Origin of the sequence: Comamonas sp., from assembly GCF_009360615.1 — a bacterium.
Classification (GTDB): Bacteria; Pseudomonadota; Gammaproteobacteria; order Burkholderiales; family Burkholderiaceae_C; genus Comamonas.
Map to the genome: position 1 here is coordinate 1 of NZ_SPEY01000066.1, position 17,154 is coordinate 17,154.

Genomic DNA, 17,154 nt, shown 5'->3' on the forward strand with positions numbered 1-17,154 from the left:
GGGCCTTGAAGCCCACGCCCACCATGGCCGTGCGCATGAACTTGATGGTGTCGGGATTGGTGGCGTTGAGCATGGCCATGGCCAGCTTGTTGCCGGGACGGAAGCTCTTCTTGTCCATCTTGCGCAGCAGATTGCGCATATTCATGGTCACGTCGCCGAAGTCGATCTTGACCGGGCAGGGGTTGAAGCACTTGTGGCAGACCGTGCAGTGGTCGGCCACATCTTCGAACTCCTGCCAGTGCTTGATGGACACGCCGCGGCGTGTCTGCTCCTCGTAGAGGAAGGCTTCCACCAGCAGCGAAGTGGCCAGAATCTTGTTGCGAGGCGAGTACAGCAGATTGGCGCGCGGTACGTGGGTGGCGCACACGGGCTTGCACTTGCCGCAGCGCAGGCAGTCCTTGACGGAGTTGGCGATGGCGCCGATGTCCGACTGCTGCATGATGATGGACTCATAACCCATCAGACCAAAGCTGGGCGTGTAGGCATTGGTCAGGTCGGCAAACATCAGCGACTCGCGCGGAGAGCGACCGTCGTGGCTGCGGTGGGCCAGCGCATCCCACTCCTCGTTGCGGATCAGCTTGCCCTTGTTGAAGCGGCCTTCGGGATCCACGCGCTTCTTGTAGTCGGCAAACGGCGCCAGCTCGGCATCCGAGAGGAATTCCAGCTTGGTGATGCCAATGCCGTGCTCGCCCGAGATCACGCCGTCCAGGCTGCGCGCCAGCTCCATGATGCGGGCCACGGCTTCGTGCGCGGTCTGCAGCATCTCATAGTCATCGGAGTTGACGGGGATGTTGGTGTGCACATTGCCGTCGCCGGCGTGCATGTGCAAGGCCACCCAGACGCGGCCCTTGAGCACGGTCTGGTGAATGCCGTTGACAGCCTCGCGCAGCGGCTGGAAGGCGGCGCCCGCGAAAATCTTGGACAACGGCTCCTTGAGCTGGGTCTTCCAGCTGGCACGCAGCCGGTGGTCCTGCAGCTCGGGGAACAGCGTGGCCACGCCGTCCAGCCAGCCCTGCCAGAGCTCGCGCACCTCGGCCACCAGCGCCAGGGCCTGCTGCACACGATCCTCCAGCAGCTCGGCACTGGGGATGTCGCCGGCATCGTCGCTCTTGCCCAGGGGCAGGTCGGAATGCTTGAAAAATCCGCTCAGCTCGTCGCAGAGCTTGAGCTTGTTGCGCAGGGACAGCTCGATGTTGATGCGCTCGATGCCATCGGTGTACTCGGCCATGCGCGGCAGAGGAATCACCACGTCCTCGTTGATCTTGAAGGCGTTGGTATGGCGCGAGATCGCTGCGGTGCGCTTGCGGTCCAGCCAGAACTTCTTGCGCGCCTCGGCGCTGACGGCGGTGAACCCCTCGCCATTGCGCGAATTGGCAATGCGCACCACTTCTGCCGCCACGCGGGCCACTTCGTCGGCGTCGTCACCGGCGATATCCCCCAGCAGCACCATCTTGGGCAGATGGCCGTTGCCCTTCTTGCTCTTGGTCGCGTAACCCACGGCCTTGAGGTAGCGGTCGTCCAGGTGCTCGAGACCGGCCAGCAGCACTCCCGAGCGCTTTTGCTCGGCGAACATATAGTCCTTGATCTCCACGATGGAGGGCACGGCATCCTTGGCATTGCCGAAGAACTCCATGCACACGGTACGCGTATGCGCAGGCATGCGGTGCACCACCCAGCGCGCGCTGGTGATCAGGCCGTCCGTGCCTTCCTTCTGGATACCGGGCAGGCCCGAGAGGAATTTGTCGGTCACGTCCTTGCCCAGGCCTTCCTTGCGGAAGGTGTGGCCGGGGATGTCCAGGCGCTCCGTGCGCACGGGGGTCTTGCCGTCCGCCTCGAAGTACCTGAGCTCGAAGCAGGCCATCTCGGCATCGTGGATCTTGCCGAGGTTATGGTCCAGACGAGTGACTTCCAGCCACTGCGCATCGGGCGTGACCATGCGCCAGGACACCAGGTTGTCCAGTGCCGTGCCCCAGAGCACGGCCTTTTTACCGCCCGCATTCATGGCGATGTTGCCGCCGATGCAGGATGCCTCGATGGAGGTCGGGTCCACGGCAAACACGAAGCCGCCGCGCTCGGCCGCATCGGCCACTCGCTGGGTCACCACACCGGCTTCGGAGTAGATCGTGGGCACTTCGTGATCCACACCGGGGATCATGCGCATCTCGACTTCGCTCAGCGCTTCCAGCTTCTCGGTGTTGATGACCACAGAGCGCCAGGTCAGGGGAATGGCTCCCCCCGTATACCCGGTGCCGCCTCCGCGCGGAATGATGGTCAGACCCAGCTCGATACAGCCCTTGACCAGGCCGGCCATCTCCGCTTCGGTATCGGGTGTCAGCACGACAAACGGGTACTCGACACGCCAGTCGGTCGCATCGGTAACATGGGCCACGCGCGACAGACCGTCAAACTTGATATTGTCCTTGGCGGTATAGCGGCGCAGTGTCTTCTGCGCGCGACGGCGCAGCTGCTCGGCCTCGACAAAAGTGGCATTGAATTCATGCACGGCGCGGTGAGCCGCCTCCACCAGCTGGCCCACCAGCTGATCACGCACGGCGTCCTCGTTGGGTTCACGGCGCTTGTCGATCTCGGCCAGGCGATGCTCCAGCGCCTCGACCAGCGATTTGCGGCGGTCGGGGTTGTGGATCAGGTCGTCCTGAAGATAGGGATTGCGCTGCACCACCCAGATATCCCCCAGCACTTCGTAGAGCATGCGGGCGGATCGGCCGGTGCGGCGTTCCTGACGCAGCTGATTGAGCACATCCCACATGGATGAGCCCAGCAGACGAATCACGATCTCACGGTCAGAGAACGATGTGTAGTTATAGGGAATCTCGCGCAGTCGTGCGGGTTCGGCAGCCTGGGCCTGGAGGGCGGCAGCCAACGCAATCGGTACATTCATGGGGTAGACCGTATCGGGCGCCCTCTGTGTGGCGCCCCTAAGCCAGTGGGATGGCGATTTTAAGCGACGGCGGCTCAGCCATGCTTTGCTATGGGTTCTGAGTGGTCAGCCCTGCTATCGCCAAAGCAGCAGCAAGCCCCGGGCAGCTTCGCTGCATGACAACGCGGCGCGGCACTGCGAATTCGTGCACGGCACGCGCCTCCCAATCATCGATGAATCTTCCATAGGCTATTTAGACAAAAATCATACATTTCCGAATCAAAAACAACTCAATACGAAAGACTACCAACAACAAACGAAATGCCGTTGACCTAGAATGGCGCAGCTTCGCGCACCACCAAATGTCACCGGATCGTCATGCAAGGGCTTGTGACTGCGGGTTCTGCCCATGGTGCGGCGCGTTGCCCATGCAAACAATGACATCCATATGTCATACGGATGACTTAGTGTGCACATCGCATATTTCGTCAACGATCGTTAGAGGAGCCTTCATGCAATTCAAGCAACTGGCCATGGCCGCCGCCGTCGCCGCTACTACTTTCTCGGCACAAGCCGTCACCGAAATCCAATGGTGGCACTCGATGACTGCCGTGAATAACGAGTGGGTCAATGATCTGGCCAAGCAGTTCAACGAAAGCCAGAAGGATTACAAGGTCGTTCCCACGTTCAAGGGCGTCTACGACGAGTCCATGACGGCCGCCATTGCTGCCTTCCGATCGGGCAACGCCCCTCACATCCTGCAGGTGTTCGAGGTGGGTACCGCCACCATGATGGCGTCCAAGGGCGCAACGGTGCCCGTGGGCAAGGTGATGCAGGACGCCGGCGTCGCTTTCGACCCCAAGGCCTATATTCCTGCCGTGGCCGGCTACTACACGGCCCCCAACGGCCAGATGCTGAGCTTCCCCTTCAACAGCTCGACCACCATCTTCTATTACAACAAGGACGCCTTCAAGAAGGCCGGCCTGAACCCTGATGTGGCCCCCAAGACCTGGCCCGAAGTCTTTGCTGCCGCCAAGAAGCTCAAGGAAAGCGGCCACAGCTGCCCCATGACCCTTGCCTGGCAAGGCTGGACCCAGCTGGAATCCTTCTCCACCTGGCACAACGTGGAATTCGCTACCGAGCAAAACGGTCTGAGCGCCAACGGCTACAAGGCGCGCATGAAGATCAACTCGCCTCTGCACATCAAGCACATCGACAACCTGGCTGCAGCCGCCAAGGCCGGCGAGTTTGTCTACAAGGGCCGAGCCTCCACGTCCCAGGCGTCGTTCACCGCCGGTGAATGCGCCATGATCCAGACTTCGTCCGGCTTCTACGGCGATGTGGCCAAGAATGCCAAGTTCAACTACGCCCTGGCCCCCCTGCCCTACTACCCCGATGTCAAGGGTGCTCCCCAGAACACCGTGATCGGCGGCGCTTCGCTGTGGGTCATGGCCGGCAAGAAGGCCGAGGAGTACAAGGGCGTGGCCAAGTTCTTCGAGTTCCTGTCGCAGACCAAGGTGCAGGCCGCTTCGCACCAGCGCACCGGCTACCTGCCCGTGACCATGGCGGCCTACGACCTGACCGAAAAATCGGGCTTCTACGCCAAGCACCCCGGCACCGATACGGCCGTGACGCAGATGATCCGCAAGGTGACCGACAACTCGCGCGGCATCCGTCTGGGCAACTACGTGCAGATCCGCACCATCGAGGACGAAGAACTCGAGCAGGTCTGGGCTGGCAAGAAGACCGGCAAGCAGGCGCTGGACTCCATCGTGAGCCGTGGCAACGAGTTGCTGGCCCGCTTCGAGCGCTCCTACAAACAGTAAACCCTCCAGGCACCCGCAAGGGTGCCGTCAAGGCCTGCGGGGCCTTCAAACAAGGCTCTGCACCCCCAAATACCCCGTTGACTGCACCCAGGCTCCGGTGGTTTTTTTATTTGTGACTCCTCATGGAAAAACGCGTTCTTTTCCGATCCAGGTGGCTTCCCTGGGTGCTTATCGCCCCCCAGCTACTGATCATCGGCATCTTCTTCTTCTGGCCCGCCGGTCAGGCTGTGCTCCAGTCATTCCAGATGGAAGACGCGTTCGGCATGAGTACCGAGTGGGTGGGTTTGGACAACTTCCGCCAGCTGTTCTCCGACCCCACCTATCTGAACTCCTTCAAGCGCACGGCCCTGTTTTCCGTGCTGGTGGCCGGCGTGGGCATTGCGATTTCGCTGGCGCTGGCCATCTTTGCGGATCGCATCATCCGTTTCGCCATGGTCTACAAGACCCTGCTGATCATCCCCTACGCCGTGGCCCCCGTGATCGCGGGCGTGCTGTGGGTCTTCATGTTCTCGCCCTCCATTGGTGTGGTGACGTATTACCTGGGCAAGCTGGGCTACGACTGGAACCACCTGATGAATGAAAACCAGGCCATGGCGCTGATCGTCATCGCCTCGGTGTGGAAGCAGATTTCCTACAACTTCCTGTTCTTCCTGGCGGGGCTGCAATCCATCCCCAAGGCTTTGATCGAAGCTGCCTCGATCGACGGTGCAGGCCCCTGGCGCCGGTTCTGGAACATCCAGCTGCCGCTGCTCTCGCCCACCACCTTCTTCCTGCTGGTGATCAACATCGTCTACGCCTTCTTCGACACCTTCGGCATCATCGATGCGGCCACGCATGGCGGCCCCGGCCAGTCCACCTCGATTCTGGTCTACAAGGTCTACCTGGATGGCTTCAAGGCGCTGGACCTGGGCGGCTCGGCCGCGCAGTCGGTGATTCTGATGTTTATCGTCGTCGTGCTGACGGTGATCCAGTTCCGCTATGTTGAAAAGAAAGTGCAGTACTGATCATGGTGGATCGCAACCCCTGGCTTAATTTCCTCTCCCACGCCGTGCTGATTCTTGGCGTGGCCATCGTGGCCTTCCCGCTGTATCTGGCACTGATCGCCTCGACGCACACGGCCAGCGAAATCGTGCAGGCCCCCATGCCGCTGCTGCCCGGCGCCCATCTTTGGGACAACTACAAGGAAGCGCTGCTGGGCTCCGGCAAGCTGGGCTCCAACACCAATGTCGTGCGCATGATGTGGGTGAGCTTTGTCGTGGCCATGATCATTACCGTGGGCAAGATCGCCATCTCGCTGCTCTCGGCCTTCGCCATCGTGTACTTCCGCTTTCCGTTCAAGATGTTCTGCTTCTGGGCGATTTTCCTGACGCTGATGCTGCCCGTGGAAGTGCGTATCCTGCCCACCTACAAGGTCGTGGCCGAACTGGGCCTGCTCAACAGCTACGCCGGCCTGTCCCTGCCCCTGATTGCCTCGGCAACAGCCACCTTCCTGTTCCGCCAGTTCTTCCTGAGCGTGCCGGACGAGCTGGTGGAAGCCGCCCGCATTGACGGCGCCGGTGCCATGCGCTTTTTCAAGGACATTCTGGTGCCCTTGTCCAGGACCTCGATTGCCGCGCTGTTCGTGATCCAGTTCATCTACGGCTGGAACCAGTACCTGTGGCCGCTGCTGATGACCACCTCGGAAGACATGTACCCCGTGGTCGTGGGTATCAAGAGCATGCTGGGCGGTGGCGGCGATGCCAGCGTGGACTGGAACATCGTGATGGCGACCGCCATTCTCGCCATGCTGCCTCCGACGGCCGTGGTGATGCTGATGCAAAAGTGGTTTGTCAAAGGCCTGGTGGATACCGAGAAATAACGCTCGTCACCACGGCCTCCACCACCTTCTTCTGACCCATTGAACGAATACCCGGAATACCTCTCATGGCATCCATCTCTCTGAAGAACATCGTCAAGCGCTACGGCACGGGCAAATCCGCCGTGCCCGTCATTCACGGCATCAATGTCGAAATCAAGGACGGCGAATTCATCGTGCTGGTCGGCCCCTCGGGCTGCGGCAAGTCCACCCTGCTGCGCATGATCGCCGGCCTGGAAGAAATCACCGACGGCGACCTGCTGATCGGCAGCAACAAGGTCAACGACCTGGAGCCCGCCAAGCGCAATATCGCCATGGTGTTCCAGAACTACGCGCTCTACCCTCATATGAGCAACTACGAGAACATGGCCTACGGCCTGAAGCTCGCCAAGGTGCCCGAGGACGAGATCAAACGCCGTGTGGACAAGGCTGCCAAGATTCTGGAGCTGAGCCACCTGCTGGACCGCAAGCCGCGCCAGCTGTCGGGCGGCCAGCGCCAGCGCGTGGCCATGGGCCGCGCCATCGTGCGCCAGCCCCAGGTCTTCCTGTTCGACGAACCCCTGTCCAATCTGGACGCTAAGCTGCGCGGCCAGACCCGCCTGGAAATCCAGAAGCTGCACGCCGAGCTGGGCATCACCAGCCTGTTCGTGACCCATGACCAGGTCGAGGCCATGACCCTGGCCCAGCGCATGGTGGTGATGAACGGCGGCCATGTGGAGCAGTTCGGCACGCCGGAAGAGGTCTACCACACGCCGGCATCCACCTTTGTGGCGGGCTTTATCGGCTCTCCTCCCATGAACCTGCTCAAGCATTCGCCCAACGGCAAGCCCGGCCTGATCCTGGGCATCCGCCCCGAGCATATCGATCTGGTGGAGGCTGGCGGCCTGGAGTTCAAGGTGCAGACCGTGGAACTGCTGGGTGCCGAGCGACTGCTTTACGGCAAGGTGGGCGATGAAGACGTCACCGTGCGCGTGGAAGAAGGCAAGCCCTATCCCAAGCCCGGCGACACGGCCCGCATCTCGGCGCGCGAGGATCGTCTGCACTGGTTCAATGCCGAAACCGGCAAACGCGTATAAACGAAACACCCCCTGAGCGGCTTCGCCGCTTCCCCCTCTCTAGCGCGAGCGCCGGAGGAGGGACGACACCCTCGGTGCGGGGCGGCCCTTCCTCGGTGTCTCCTGTTTGAATGCTGCCTGCTCCAGACGCAGCGCCAAACTCGCAGAAAAGTGTTGAGCCGCAAACTTTTGTTGGATTGATCATGACTACTGCTTTGAAACCCTGGCCCTACCCTCGCTGGGTGGCCCACCGCGGCGCCGGCAAGCTGGCACCGGAGAACACCATGAGCGCCTTCCGCCTGGGCGCGCAACACGGCTACCGCTTCTTTGAATGCGACGCCAAGCTGAGCCAGGACGGCGTGCTGTTTCTGATGCATGACGCCACGCTGGAGCGCACCACCAACGGTCACGGCCTGGGCGGAGAACTGAGCATGGGCGAGATCGCCCAGCTCGACGCAGGCAGCTGGCACTCGCGTGCCTATGCGGGCGAAGCCCTGCCCACGCTGGAAGCCCTGGCGCGCTGGTGTCTCGCCAATCATCTGCATCTGAATGTGGAAATCAAGCCGACCCCGGGTCAGGAACTGGAAACCGGCCGCGCCTGCGGCGAGCTGATGCAGCGCATCTGGCCGCAAGCCGGGGTGCAGCCGCTTTTCACCTCGTTCAAGTCCGACTCGCTCAAGGGTGCCCGAGAGACCGCCCCGCATATTCCGCGCGGCCTGCTGGTGGACAAGCTGGCAGACGCCAGCGGCGACGCCGACCTCGCGCTGGCCCTGGAGCTGGACTGCAGCGCCATGGTGCTCAACCATGCGCTGTGGACACCCGAGCTGGTGGCCAAGGTGCATGGTGCCGGCCTGCGCTGCAGCAGCTATACCGTCAACGACCCATGGGCCGCACAGCGCCTGATAGACCTGGGCACGGACGGCATCATCACCGACCGCGTGGATCTGTTCAGCCCTGCCCAGAGCGGCACGCACCTTTAATACATGAGCTACTCGCGCTTTTTTCTCTCGAACTTCAACATCGCTCAATACTGAAATCCTTAAAGACAATAGGCAAAAAGCTTCTGTATTGATAGCAAGCAAAAGCCCGGACACTGCAAGGTGACCGGGCTTTTTTGCGTTCACCGCCCCCAATACGGGGGCTGGCAGATCATGGCAGCCACGCAAGGTCCGCCTCGCCGCGCCGGCTGTGTCCCTTGTCCGCAGTACGCAGCACTGCGAGAGCGGGAGAAGGCGCGGGGCCGCCTAGGCACAGCGCCCCAGGGTGTGTCAATCCAATTTCGTTCCGGAGGCCTTCACGGCCGCCGCCCAGCGCGGCGTCTCGCCAGCCAGGAACTTGCCGAAGGCCTCGGAGCCGAGGAAGGCCGGATCGGCGCCCTGCTCCACCATGCGGCTCTTCACATCGGGCAGGTTCATGACCTGCTGGAAGGCATTGCTGAGTTTGGCCGTCACCTCCTTGGGCAGGCCGGTAGGGGCCAGGAAGCCGTAGAAGCCCACGACCTCGAAGCCCTTGAGGCCGGACTCGATGGCGGTCGGCACCTCGGGCAGCGCGGGGTTGCGCTCCTTGCTGGTCACGGCCAGGGCGCGCACCTTGCCCTGCTTGTGATAGGCCGCAGCCTGGGGAATGCTCTCGGCCATGAACTGCACCTGACCGCCGATCAGATCGGTGAACGCAGGCGCGCTGCCCTTGTAGGGAATGTGCACCAGATCCACGCCTGCCGCGCTCTTGAACATCTCGGGCACCAGATGGCTGATGCCGCCGTTGCCGGCCGAGCCGAAGTTGATCTTGCCGGGGTTGGCCTTGGCATAGGTCGTGAACTCGGTCAGCGTCTTGGCCGGCACCTTGTTGTTGACCAGCAGCGCCAGCGGCTGCATGGCGGTGCGGGCAATCGGCGTGAAGTCCTTGAGTGTGTTGTAGGGCAGCTTGCTGTAGAGCGCAGGGTTGATGACCATCACGCCGGTATTGGCCAGCATCAGCGTGTAGCCGTCGGCGGGTGAGCGCATCACGTCCTGCGCGCCCACGGAGCCGCCTGCTCCGGGTTTGTAATCCACCACCAGCGGCTGGCCCAGCACGCCCTGCAGCTTGTCGGTCAGCAAACGGGCATGCTGGTCCAGCGGGCCTCCTGCGGGAAAGCCCAGCACGATGCGGATGGGCTTGGTGGGAAAGTTGTCGCTGGCCTGCGCGCCCGCTGACAGAAGCAGGCCCGCGCCGGCCATCAGGCCGGCCAGCATGTTCATGGATGTCTTCTTCATTGCTGTCTCCTTGGTTCTCAAGATCATCGGCAGTGCCAGGCACTTCAGGAGCCAACCCTCTCGGGCTTCAGGCGGGCTGCAAGGGCCGGCTCCGGCTTCTGCATGGGTCGGGCCGGCATGAAAAAAGCGCTTCTCCAGGAAGCGCTTGGTTGCCCGGGTGCACGGCGGCAATCAGCGCTTGGGCTGCCAGGCCAGTGCCTTGTTCTGCTGCTCGGCCACCTCGGCAATGCTGAGCCTGTTGGCCGCTTCATCGCGGCGCTTGGCGGCATCGCCCCCCAGCTCCATGGCCGCCAGGTTGTACCAGAAGTAGGCCCTCGCATTGTCACGCGACACACCCTGGCCCTGTGCATAGACCATGCCCAGGTTGTACTGGGCGGCGGCATCCCCCTGCTCGGCGGCACGTTGATACCACTGCACGGCCTTGCCGTAATCGCGCGCAACACCCTGGCCTTCGGCATACATCACGCCCAGACGGTTCTGCGCGCCGGAATGGCCTTGCTCGGCTGCTGCGGCATACCACTTCATCGCCTGAGCGGGGCTGGCGGCACCGCCCTGGCCTTCGGCATACAGACGCGCCAGGTTGAACTGGGCCGAGGCGTCGCCCTTGTCGGCGGCACGGCGGAACCACTGCATGGCCGTTGCATAGTTCTGGGGCACGCCTCGGCCTTCGGCGTACAGCGTGCCCACGTTGTTGATGGCGGCTGCATGGCCCTGCTCGGCTGCCTTCTGGTACCACTGCAGGGCCGTGCCGTAGTTCTGGGGCGTGCCCAGTCCTTCGGCATAGATGGTGCCCAGGTTGTACTGGGCATCGGCGTGATTCTGGTCGGCCGCGCGCTGGAACCATTGCGCCGCATAGGCAGGGCTTTGCTCCAGGCCCAGTCCGTACAGGTACAGACGGCCCAGATGGTTCTGGCCGTCGGCATTCCACTGCTCGGCACTCTTCTGGAACCAGGACGCCGCAAGCTTGTAGTCGCGCGGGACCCCCACGCCATCCATGTACATGCGGCCCAGGCTGTTCTGGGCCCTGGCATCCCCCTGTTCGGCCGCGCGCTGCAGCCACTGTGCGGCCTGCACGGGGTCCAGCTTCACGCCGACCCCGTCGGACAGCATGGAGCCCAGCTGGTTCTGTGCCTGCGCATGGCCTTGATCGGCGGCCTTCTTGAACCAGTCGGCGGCTGTCATGTAATTCACGGCCACGCCATTGCCCTTGAGGTAGCGCTGACCCAGCTCGAACTGGGCCGTCACATGCCCCTGCGCGGCGGATTTCTCAAGCCACTGGGCGGCGGTGCTGAAGCTCTGGGGCACGCCCAGACCTTCCTGGTAGAGGTGGGACAGGTTGTACTGCGCCACGGCATGGTTCTGCTGCGCCGCACGGCCGTACCACTGTGCGGCCTCGCGGTAGTTCTGCGGAAGGCCCTGGCCGTTGGCATACAGCGCACCCAGGCTGTTCTGGGCACCTGCATGCCCCTGGGCTGCGGCCTTGCGGAACCATTGTGCGGCCGTGGCGGCATTCTGGGGCACGCCCTGACCGTGCGCATACATCTCGCCCAGCTGGTTCTGCGCCTTGGGGTCGCCGCGCTCTGCCGCCTGCAGCGGACCGGCCGTGGAGGCCGCGCGCGAACCGGCAATCGGCAGCGGGCCATATTGCAGACGACTGAATTCAAACTGGGGACCCGATGTGGAGGCTCTGGAATCGCGCAAAAAATTCATGCGACCTTCCGCACCGGTTTGCGCGGATGCGCTCTGGGCAAGGGCCGCCAGACTCGACATGACCAGCGCTGCGATGGGAGTGAACTTCATTCCGGTACGATTCCTAGACGCGTGTTGTTACATCAGACATACGATGACACCAACCTGCGAGCGTAACTGATTCTGATAGCAGCTCCGATAAGGAATCCCTCAATCGCGGCATCCTCGCCACAGTTTTTTGACATTTGGCCGCGACATGAAAAAAGCCCGGCAATGCCGGGCCTGTCTGAAGGCAAGGGTTTCAGCCCCTGTCCATCTGCCGGCGCACATAGTCCGCCAGCACCTGCATGAGCTGGGCAAAGTGCGCGCGCAACGGCTCGTAGCCCGCATTCGGTTCGCGGGTGTCCTCGTCCATGTAGACGGGGCGGCGGATCTCGATCTGCATGGAGTGGCGATTGAGCTGCGGCTGGCCGATGCGCCCGATCAGCTCCACGCCCTTGTAGGGTTCGTTATAGGCCACGCTGTAGCCGAAGCCCCTGAGCGTATCGCCCACCAGATGGATGAACTCGGGCGCGCAGGTCGTGCCGTCGCGGTCGCCCAGCACAAAGTCGGCCAGCGCAGGTCCATCGCAGCGTCCCAGCCGCTGGTACACGTCGTTGGGCATGGAGTGCAGATTCAGATGCCACACGGCCCCGAAGCGTGTCACGCTGTCGTCGATGGCCTGCGCCAGCGCCGCGTGATAGGGTCGCCAGTAGCGCTCGATACGATGCTGCACCTCCGCCACGGTGCGCTTGCGCGCATACAGAGGTGTGGCCACGCCGGCCTGGCTGATGCGCTGCCAGATCAGGCCCAGCCCCTGCTGGGTCTTGACGCTGGGGGACAGAGGCAGCGGCCATTCGCCCTCGATCTGGGCCGGGTCCAGGTCGGACTCGTTGCGATTCGGATCGACATAGGTGCGCGGGAAAGTCGCCTCCAGCAATGTGGCGCCGAACTCGGGCCAGCGGTCCCAGAGCGCGGCCACATGCGTGTCCTCGCCACGGCGCAGCAGGCTCATGGGCACGACGGTGCCGAAATCCTCGGGATAGGCCGTACCGCTGTGCGGCGAGTCGCAGACGATGGGCAGAACTTCGCCCCGGGCCGGGTGCACCAGCACCGGCTCGGCCGGTCTGGCTTGCAGAAAATCAGGCACAGACATTGAAGCCTTCATCAGTCCAGCTTGATATTGGCGCGCCTGGCCACGGCCGTGTAGCGCTCGATCGCAGTCTTGATCTGCTTGGCGAACTGCTCGGGCGTGTTGCCCATGGACTCGCCGGAGATGGACTTCTGCTTTTCCAGATAGTCGGGCGAAGCCATGACCTTGTGGGCCGCAGCGTTGAGCTTGTCGATGATGGGCTTGGGTGTGCCCGCAGGCGCCACCAGGCCAAACCAGCCGCCGTCACCCATCTGGGGGTAGCCCAGCTCGGCATAGGTCGGCACATCGGGCAGCACATCGCTGCGCTTGAGGGCCAGCACGGCCAGGGGACGCAGCTGGCCGGCCTTGATATGCGGCAGGGTCGAGGGCAGGTTGTCCGTCATGGCATTCACCTGTCCGCCCAGCGCATCGGTAATGGCCTGACCCGCCCCCTTGTAGGGAATGTGCAGCAGCTGGATACCCGCCAGGTTCATGAAATTCTCGATATTGGCGTGCCCCAGGGAGCCTGTGCCCGGCGAGGCAAAGGTGTACTTGTCGGGGTTGGCCTTGGCCAGCGCGATGAATTCCTTCATGGTCCTGGCGGGTACGCTGGCGTTGACCACGAACACGCTGGGCACGCTCATCACATTGGTGATGGGGGCAAAGTCCTTGATCGCGTCATAGGGCAGCTTGCGGAAGATGGCCGGGTTGGAGCCGTGGGTGGAAACGGTGGCCATGCCGATGGTGTATCCGTCGGGGGCAGCCTTGGCGATTTCCGAGGCGCCGATGGAGCCGCCGGCTCCGCCGCGGTTATCCACCACCACGGCCTTGCCCAGTATCTGGCCCATCTTGTCGGCCAGCAGGCGCGCCACCATGTCGGTGGAGCCACCGGCACCAAAGGGCACGATCAGGCGGATGGGCCGATTGGGGTAGTCCGCCGCCGCACTGGCTGCGAACGCGGGGGACAGCGCGGCGACCGCCGCGCAGGCGGCAATGGATGACAGAACGGTACGACGAATGGCCATGCGGCTTCTCCTTGGATCTCTTGAAAGACGGGTGATGGGCCGGCTCGCAGCGCTTGAGCGCAGGCTCCGACCTTTGTTTCATTCTGTGGCGCAGGCCGCCTGGTGAAAAGCGACAAGACGGCACGCAAGTATTACCAACCGTCATAATTCAGGCCGTCATGCGCATGCACTCTCCGTCCCTGTCCGAACTTCACGCCTTTGCCGCAGCCGCCCGCCTGGGCAGTTACTCGCTCGCCGCGCAGGAGCTGTACGTGACCCAGGGCGGCATCAGCCGCGCCATCGCCAGGCTGGAAGATCATCTGGGCTTTGCCCTGTTCGAGCGCCTGGGCAGACGCAATGCGCTCACCCCGGCTGGACGGGACTATCTGCAGGCGATCGAGCCCGCGGTGATGGCCATCGAGGCGGCATCGGCCGCCGCGCGCAGACGCCGCCATGGACCGCAGCTGCGCCTGTCGGTCATTCCCACACTGTTCAGCCACTGGCTGATTCCGCGCCTGCCCGACTTCAACCGCCGTCACCCGCATATCCTGCTCTCCTTCGCGCCCTATCGGCGCGACGATCCGCTCAATGCGCCGGAGATCGATGCCTGGATTCGCGTCGGGAGCCAGCACTGGCCGGCGGGCGTGGAGGCCGAATATGTGATCGGCCGCGACCTCGTCCCCATCTGCCATCCTCGCGAGCTGCAGGGGCCGGCCTCTATCCGCAGCGAGCAGGATTTGCTGAACCGGCCGCTGCTGTTCCACACCAACTACCCTGGCAACTGGACCAGCTGGATGCAGGCCAGAGGCCTGAGCCAACCCTGCCCTGCCCCGGTTGCGGACTTCGAGACCGTCGCCCTGCTGGTGCAGGCCGTGGCCGCCGGCATGGGCGCAGCCATGGTGCAACGCTGCCTGGTGGAAGAGGATCTGGCATCAGGCCGCGTGGCTCTGGCGCTGGATGCGCCGGTGCATATCGACCGCGGCTACTTTCTGTGCCAGCAGGGCAATCGCCCTCCGACAGAGGCCTTGTTGCAGTTTCGCAGCTGGATACTGGAACAGGCCGAGCCCCGGGCCGTCAGCGACTGAGGCCTGGCCGGGCACCGGCAGGAATACGACGGGCAATCTTGAGTCAGATCAAGATTTCACGCAAAACAGCTTTCCAGCCGGCATGCCAATCAGCGCCAGGCCCGCGAAAGCACCCACTGGCAACAGGCACTTGTGCCGGCCAGCGCGGCATAGCTGAGCATCTTGCCATCGCGCGAAAACAGCCAGAGACCGGCCACCAGGACTGCCGCCCCGATTATGAAATTGATAGCTACCTGCACAATGAAGGATTGGGCTCCAGCCTTGTTTTGCTTGAACCATCGAGCGCAGATCGCCAGGCCCAGCGCGAGAAAAAAAGCCGGGGCGACGAAGTTGAGTAAATGATTAACGCTCGCAACAAGATCCATGGCAACAATCGATTCCAAGGCTTTGAGACCGGGGGGTGTCCAATCCGGTTCTAAATTTTATAATCCATGGTTATGGCAGTCTGGGCTTTAGGTATCAATCACCACACGGCTCCGCTCGATATGCGGGGCCGTTTTGCGTTCGCGCTCGATCAGATCGCGCCGACGCTGCAAGGCCTGCGCGCATCCCTGTCCCATGCGGGACGGGTCCACAGCGCCGTGGAAACCGCCATCCTCTCCACCTGCAACCGCACCGAGATCTACTGCGCTGCCGACGCCCCGGCCATGGATCACACCATGCACTGGCTGGCCAACAGCGGCGGCGTGGCGCCCGAGTTGCTGCGCCAGCACTCGTATCTGCTGCAGGACGGCTCGGTCGCCCGCCACGCCTTCCGCGTGGCCTCGGGGCTGGACTCCATGGTGCTGGGCGAGGCACAGATCCTCGGCCAGATGAAGAACGCCGTGCGCGCGGCCGAGACCGCGGGCGCCCTGGGAACCACTCTCAACCAGCTGTTCCAGCGCAGCTTTGCCGTGGCCAAGGAAGTGCGCAGCTCCACCGAGATCGGCGCGCACAGCATCTCCATGGCTGCTGCTGCCGTGCGTCTGGCAGGCCAGCTGTTCGAAGACCTGAGCAAGATCCGCGTGCTTTTCGTGGGCGCCGGCGAGATGATCGAGCTGGTCTCCACCCATTTCGCGGCCCGCAACCCCAGGCAGATCACCATTGCCAACCGCACCATGGAGCGCGGCGAGAAGCTGGCGGCCCAGTTCGGCGCCGGCACCATGCGCCTGGCCGACCTGCCCGAGCATCTGCACGAGTACGACGCCATCATCAGCTGCACGGCCTCCACCCTGCCCATCATCGGCCTGGGTGCCGTGGAGTCCGCCCTCAAGAAGCGCAAGCGCCGCCCCATCTTCATGGTGGACCTGGCCGTGCCGCGCGATATCGAGTCCGAGGTCAAGCACCTCAACGACGTCTATCTCTACACCGTGGACGATCTGGCAACCGTCGTGCGCACCGGTCAGGCCCAGCGCCAGGCCGCCGTTCAGCAGGCCGAGGTCATCATCGACACCGGCGTGCAAAGCTTTATGCAGTGGATGGACCAGCGCAACCCCGTGGGCGGCGCTGTCTCGCTGATCCAGCAGGTCAATGCCCAGGCCGACGAATGGCGCGCGCTGGAAATTGCCCGTGCCAAAAAGCTGCTGGCCAAGGGTGAAGACATCGACACCGTGCTGGAAGCGCTCTCGCGCGGCCTCACACAGAAAATGCTGCACGGCACCATGGCCGAGCTGCACAAGGGCGACGCCGAAGAACGCGCCCAGACCGCAGACACCGTCTCCCGTCTGTTCCTGCGCGCCAGCCGCAACCCCAGCAAGCTTTAGCGGCGCTCGACCGCTTTGGCGCTGCCGTCTTCGTGCAGCGCATGGCCCGACCGTGGCCTGCCCGCTTTCCCGAATTCACAAACGTGCGCCCTGCGCGCCACCGTTCCCAAGCCCTTGGTACCCCTATGCAAGACTTTTTGCGCAACCAGCTCGAACGCTATGCCCAACGCCTGCAGGAGCTGGATTTTCTGCTCTCGCGCGAAGACATCATGGGCGACATGAAGCAGTACCGCACCATCTCGCACGAACATGCCGATGTGACAGCCATCGCCAGCCGCTACAACCGCTACCAGCAGACCGAGGCCGATATCGCGGCCGCGCGGGAAATGCTGGACGACCCCGACATGGCCGAAATGGCGCAGGAAGAGATCGGCAGCGGCGAGGCCGAGCTGATCAGGCTCGAGGACGAGCTGCAGCGCCTGCTGCTGCCCAAGGACCCCGACGATGCCCGCCCCGCCTTTGTCGAAATCCGCGCCGGAACGGGCGGCGACGAATCTGCGCTGTTTGCCGGCGACCTGACCCGCATGTACACCCGCTACGCCGCCAACGTGGGCTGGAAGGTGGAAGTGATGAGCGCCAGCGAAAACGAAATCGGCG

At 63.2% G+C, this 17,154-nt stretch carries 14 protein-coding genes; 8 read left to right on the forward strand and 6 right to left on the reverse strand.

Annotated elements, in window-relative coordinates; genetic code table 11:
- The coding region (locus tag E2583_RS17430) for a DUF3683 domain-containing protein (RefSeq protein WP_291597479.1) at positions 1-2,899 on the reverse strand (2,899 nt) is incomplete at its 3' end.
- Between the two features lie 491 nt (positions 2,900-3,390).
- Here E2583_RS17430 and ugpB point away from each other — a divergent pair.
- From ugpB to ugpQ, 5 genes are all read left to right on the forward strand, one after another.
- Positions 3,391-4,704: a sn-glycerol-3-phosphate ABC transporter substrate-binding protein UgpB gene (gene ugpB / locus E2583_RS17435; RefSeq protein ID WP_291597480.1), complete on the forward strand. Its 1,314-nt coding sequence runs from the start codon at positions 3,391-3,393 to the stop codon at positions 4,702-4,704.
- Positions 4,705-4,826: 122 nt separating this feature from the next.
- The gene (gene ugpA, locus E2583_RS17440) at positions 4,827-5,708 is read left to right on the forward strand and encodes a sn-glycerol-3-phosphate ABC transporter permease UgpA (RefSeq protein ID WP_291597481.1); all 882 of its coding nucleotides are present in this window, start codon (positions 4,827-4,829) and stop codon (positions 5,706-5,708) included.
- A 2-nt stretch (positions 5,709-5,710) separates the two neighbouring features.
- A complete protein-coding gene (gene ugpE / locus E2583_RS17445; RefSeq protein WP_182285760.1) occupies positions 5,711-6,562 on the forward strand; it encodes a sn-glycerol-3-phosphate ABC transporter permease UgpE in 852 nt (283 codons plus the stop codon).
- A 65-nt stretch (positions 6,563-6,627) separates the two neighbouring features.
- On the forward strand, positions 6,628-7,635 hold the full coding sequence (locus tag E2583_RS17450; protein WP_291597482.1) for a sn-glycerol-3-phosphate import ATP-binding protein UgpC: 1,008 nt from the start codon (positions 6,628-6,630) through the stop codon (positions 7,633-7,635).
- A 182-nt stretch (positions 7,636-7,817) separates the two neighbouring features.
- On the forward strand, positions 7,818-8,594 hold the full coding sequence (ugpQ, locus tag E2583_RS17455) for a glycerophosphodiester phosphodiesterase (protein WP_291597483.1): 777 nt from the start codon (positions 7,818-7,820) through the stop codon (positions 8,592-8,594).
- 288 nt (positions 8,595-8,882) lie between these two features.
- Here ugpQ and E2583_RS17460 read toward each other — a convergent pair whose 3' ends face one another.
- The 4 genes from E2583_RS17460 to E2583_RS17475 all read right to left on the reverse strand — a co-directional run bounded on the left by E2583_RS17460 (position 8,883) and on the right by E2583_RS17475 (position 13,751).
- A complete protein-coding gene (locus E2583_RS17460) occupies positions 8,883-9,866 on the reverse strand; it encodes a tripartite tricarboxylate transporter substrate binding protein (protein ID WP_291597484.1) in 984 nt (327 codons plus the stop codon).
- A 171-nt stretch (positions 9,867-10,037) separates the two neighbouring features.
- The gene (locus E2583_RS17465; protein ID WP_291597485.1) at positions 10,038-11,666 is read right to left on the reverse strand and encodes a sel1 repeat family protein; all 1,629 of its coding nucleotides are present in this window, start codon (positions 11,664-11,666) and stop codon (positions 10,038-10,040) included.
- A 190-nt stretch (positions 11,667-11,856) separates the two neighbouring features.
- Positions 11,857-12,750 (reverse strand): N-formylglutamate amidohydrolase, encoded by an 894-nt coding sequence (locus E2583_RS17470; RefSeq protein ID WP_291597486.1) that lies wholly within the window; start codon positions 12,748-12,750, stop codon positions 11,857-11,859.
- Between the two features lie 11 nt (positions 12,751-12,761).
- Positions 12,762-13,751 (reverse strand): tripartite tricarboxylate transporter substrate binding protein BugE, encoded by a 990-nt coding sequence (locus tag E2583_RS17475; RefSeq protein WP_291597487.1) that lies wholly within the window; start codon positions 13,749-13,751, stop codon positions 12,762-12,764.
- A gap of 158 nt (positions 13,752-13,909) precedes the next feature.
- Between E2583_RS17475 and E2583_RS17480 the strand changes: the two genes are divergently transcribed.
- On the forward strand, positions 13,910-14,815 hold the full coding sequence (locus E2583_RS17480) for a LysR substrate-binding domain-containing protein (protein ID WP_291597488.1): 906 nt from the start codon (positions 13,910-13,912) through the stop codon (positions 14,813-14,815).
- A gap of 89 nt (positions 14,816-14,904) precedes the next feature.
- Here E2583_RS17480 and E2583_RS17485 read toward each other — a convergent pair whose 3' ends face one another.
- Complete coding sequence (locus E2583_RS17485; RefSeq protein ID WP_291597489.1) at positions 14,905-15,180, reverse strand: hypothetical protein; 276 nt, start codon at positions 15,178-15,180, stop codon at positions 14,905-14,907.
- A 72-nt stretch (positions 15,181-15,252) separates the two neighbouring features.
- Here E2583_RS17485 and hemA point away from each other — a divergent pair, with 72 nt between their 5' ends.
- Together hemA and E2583_RS17495 are read left to right on the forward strand one after the other, a co-directional pair.
- Positions 15,253-16,557, forward strand: a complete 1,305-nt coding sequence (gene hemA, locus E2583_RS17490) for a glutamyl-tRNA reductase (protein WP_291597490.1) — start codon at positions 15,253-15,255, stop codon at positions 16,555-16,557.
- A 125-nt stretch (positions 16,558-16,682) separates the two neighbouring features.
- Positions 16,683-17,154: PCRF domain-containing protein (locus tag E2583_RS17495; protein ID WP_291597491.1), on the forward strand; the 472-nt coding region annotated here is incomplete at its 3' end.

Coding starts and splice junctions, on each gene's coding strand:
- ugpB (WP_291597480.1), top strand. CDS start 3,391: ATGCAATTCAAGCAACTGGCCATGGCCGCCGCCGTCGCCGCTACTACT.
- ugpA (WP_291597481.1), top strand. CDS start 4,827: ATGGAAAAACGCGTTCTTTTCCGATCCAGGTGGCTTCCCTGGGTGCTT.
- ugpE (WP_182285760.1), top strand. CDS start 5,711: ATGGTGGATCGCAACCCCTGGCTTAATTTCCTCTCCCACGCCGTGCTG.
- E2583_RS17450 (WP_291597482.1), top strand. CDS start 6,628: ATGGCATCCATCTCTCTGAAGAACATCGTCAAGCGCTACGGCACGGGC.
- ugpQ (WP_291597483.1), top strand. CDS start 7,818: ATGACTACTGCTTTGAAACCCTGGCCCTACCCTCGCTGGGTGGCCCAC.
- E2583_RS17460 (WP_291597484.1), bottom strand. CDS start 9,866: ATGAAGAAGACATCCATGAACATGCTGGCCGGCCTGATGGCCGGCGCG.
- E2583_RS17465 (WP_291597485.1), bottom strand. CDS start 11,666: ATGAAGTTCACTCCCATCGCAGCGCTGGTCATGTCGAGTCTGGCGGCC.
- E2583_RS17470 (WP_291597486.1), bottom strand. CDS start 12,750: ATGTCTGTGCCTGATTTTCTGCAAGCCAGACCGGCCGAGCCGGTGCTG.
- E2583_RS17475 (WP_291597487.1), bottom strand. CDS start 13,751: ATGGCCATTCGTCGTACCGTTCTGTCATCCATTGCCGCCTGCGCGGCG.
- E2583_RS17480 (WP_291597488.1), top strand. CDS start 13,910: ATGCGCATGCACTCTCCGTCCCTGTCCGAACTTCACGCCTTTGCCGCA.
- E2583_RS17485 (WP_291597489.1), bottom strand. CDS start 15,180: ATGGATCTTGTTGCGAGCGTTAATCATTTACTCAACTTCGTCGCCCCG.
- hemA (WP_291597490.1), top strand. CDS start 15,253: ATGGCAGTCTGGGCTTTAGGTATCAATCACCACACGGCTCCGCTCGAT.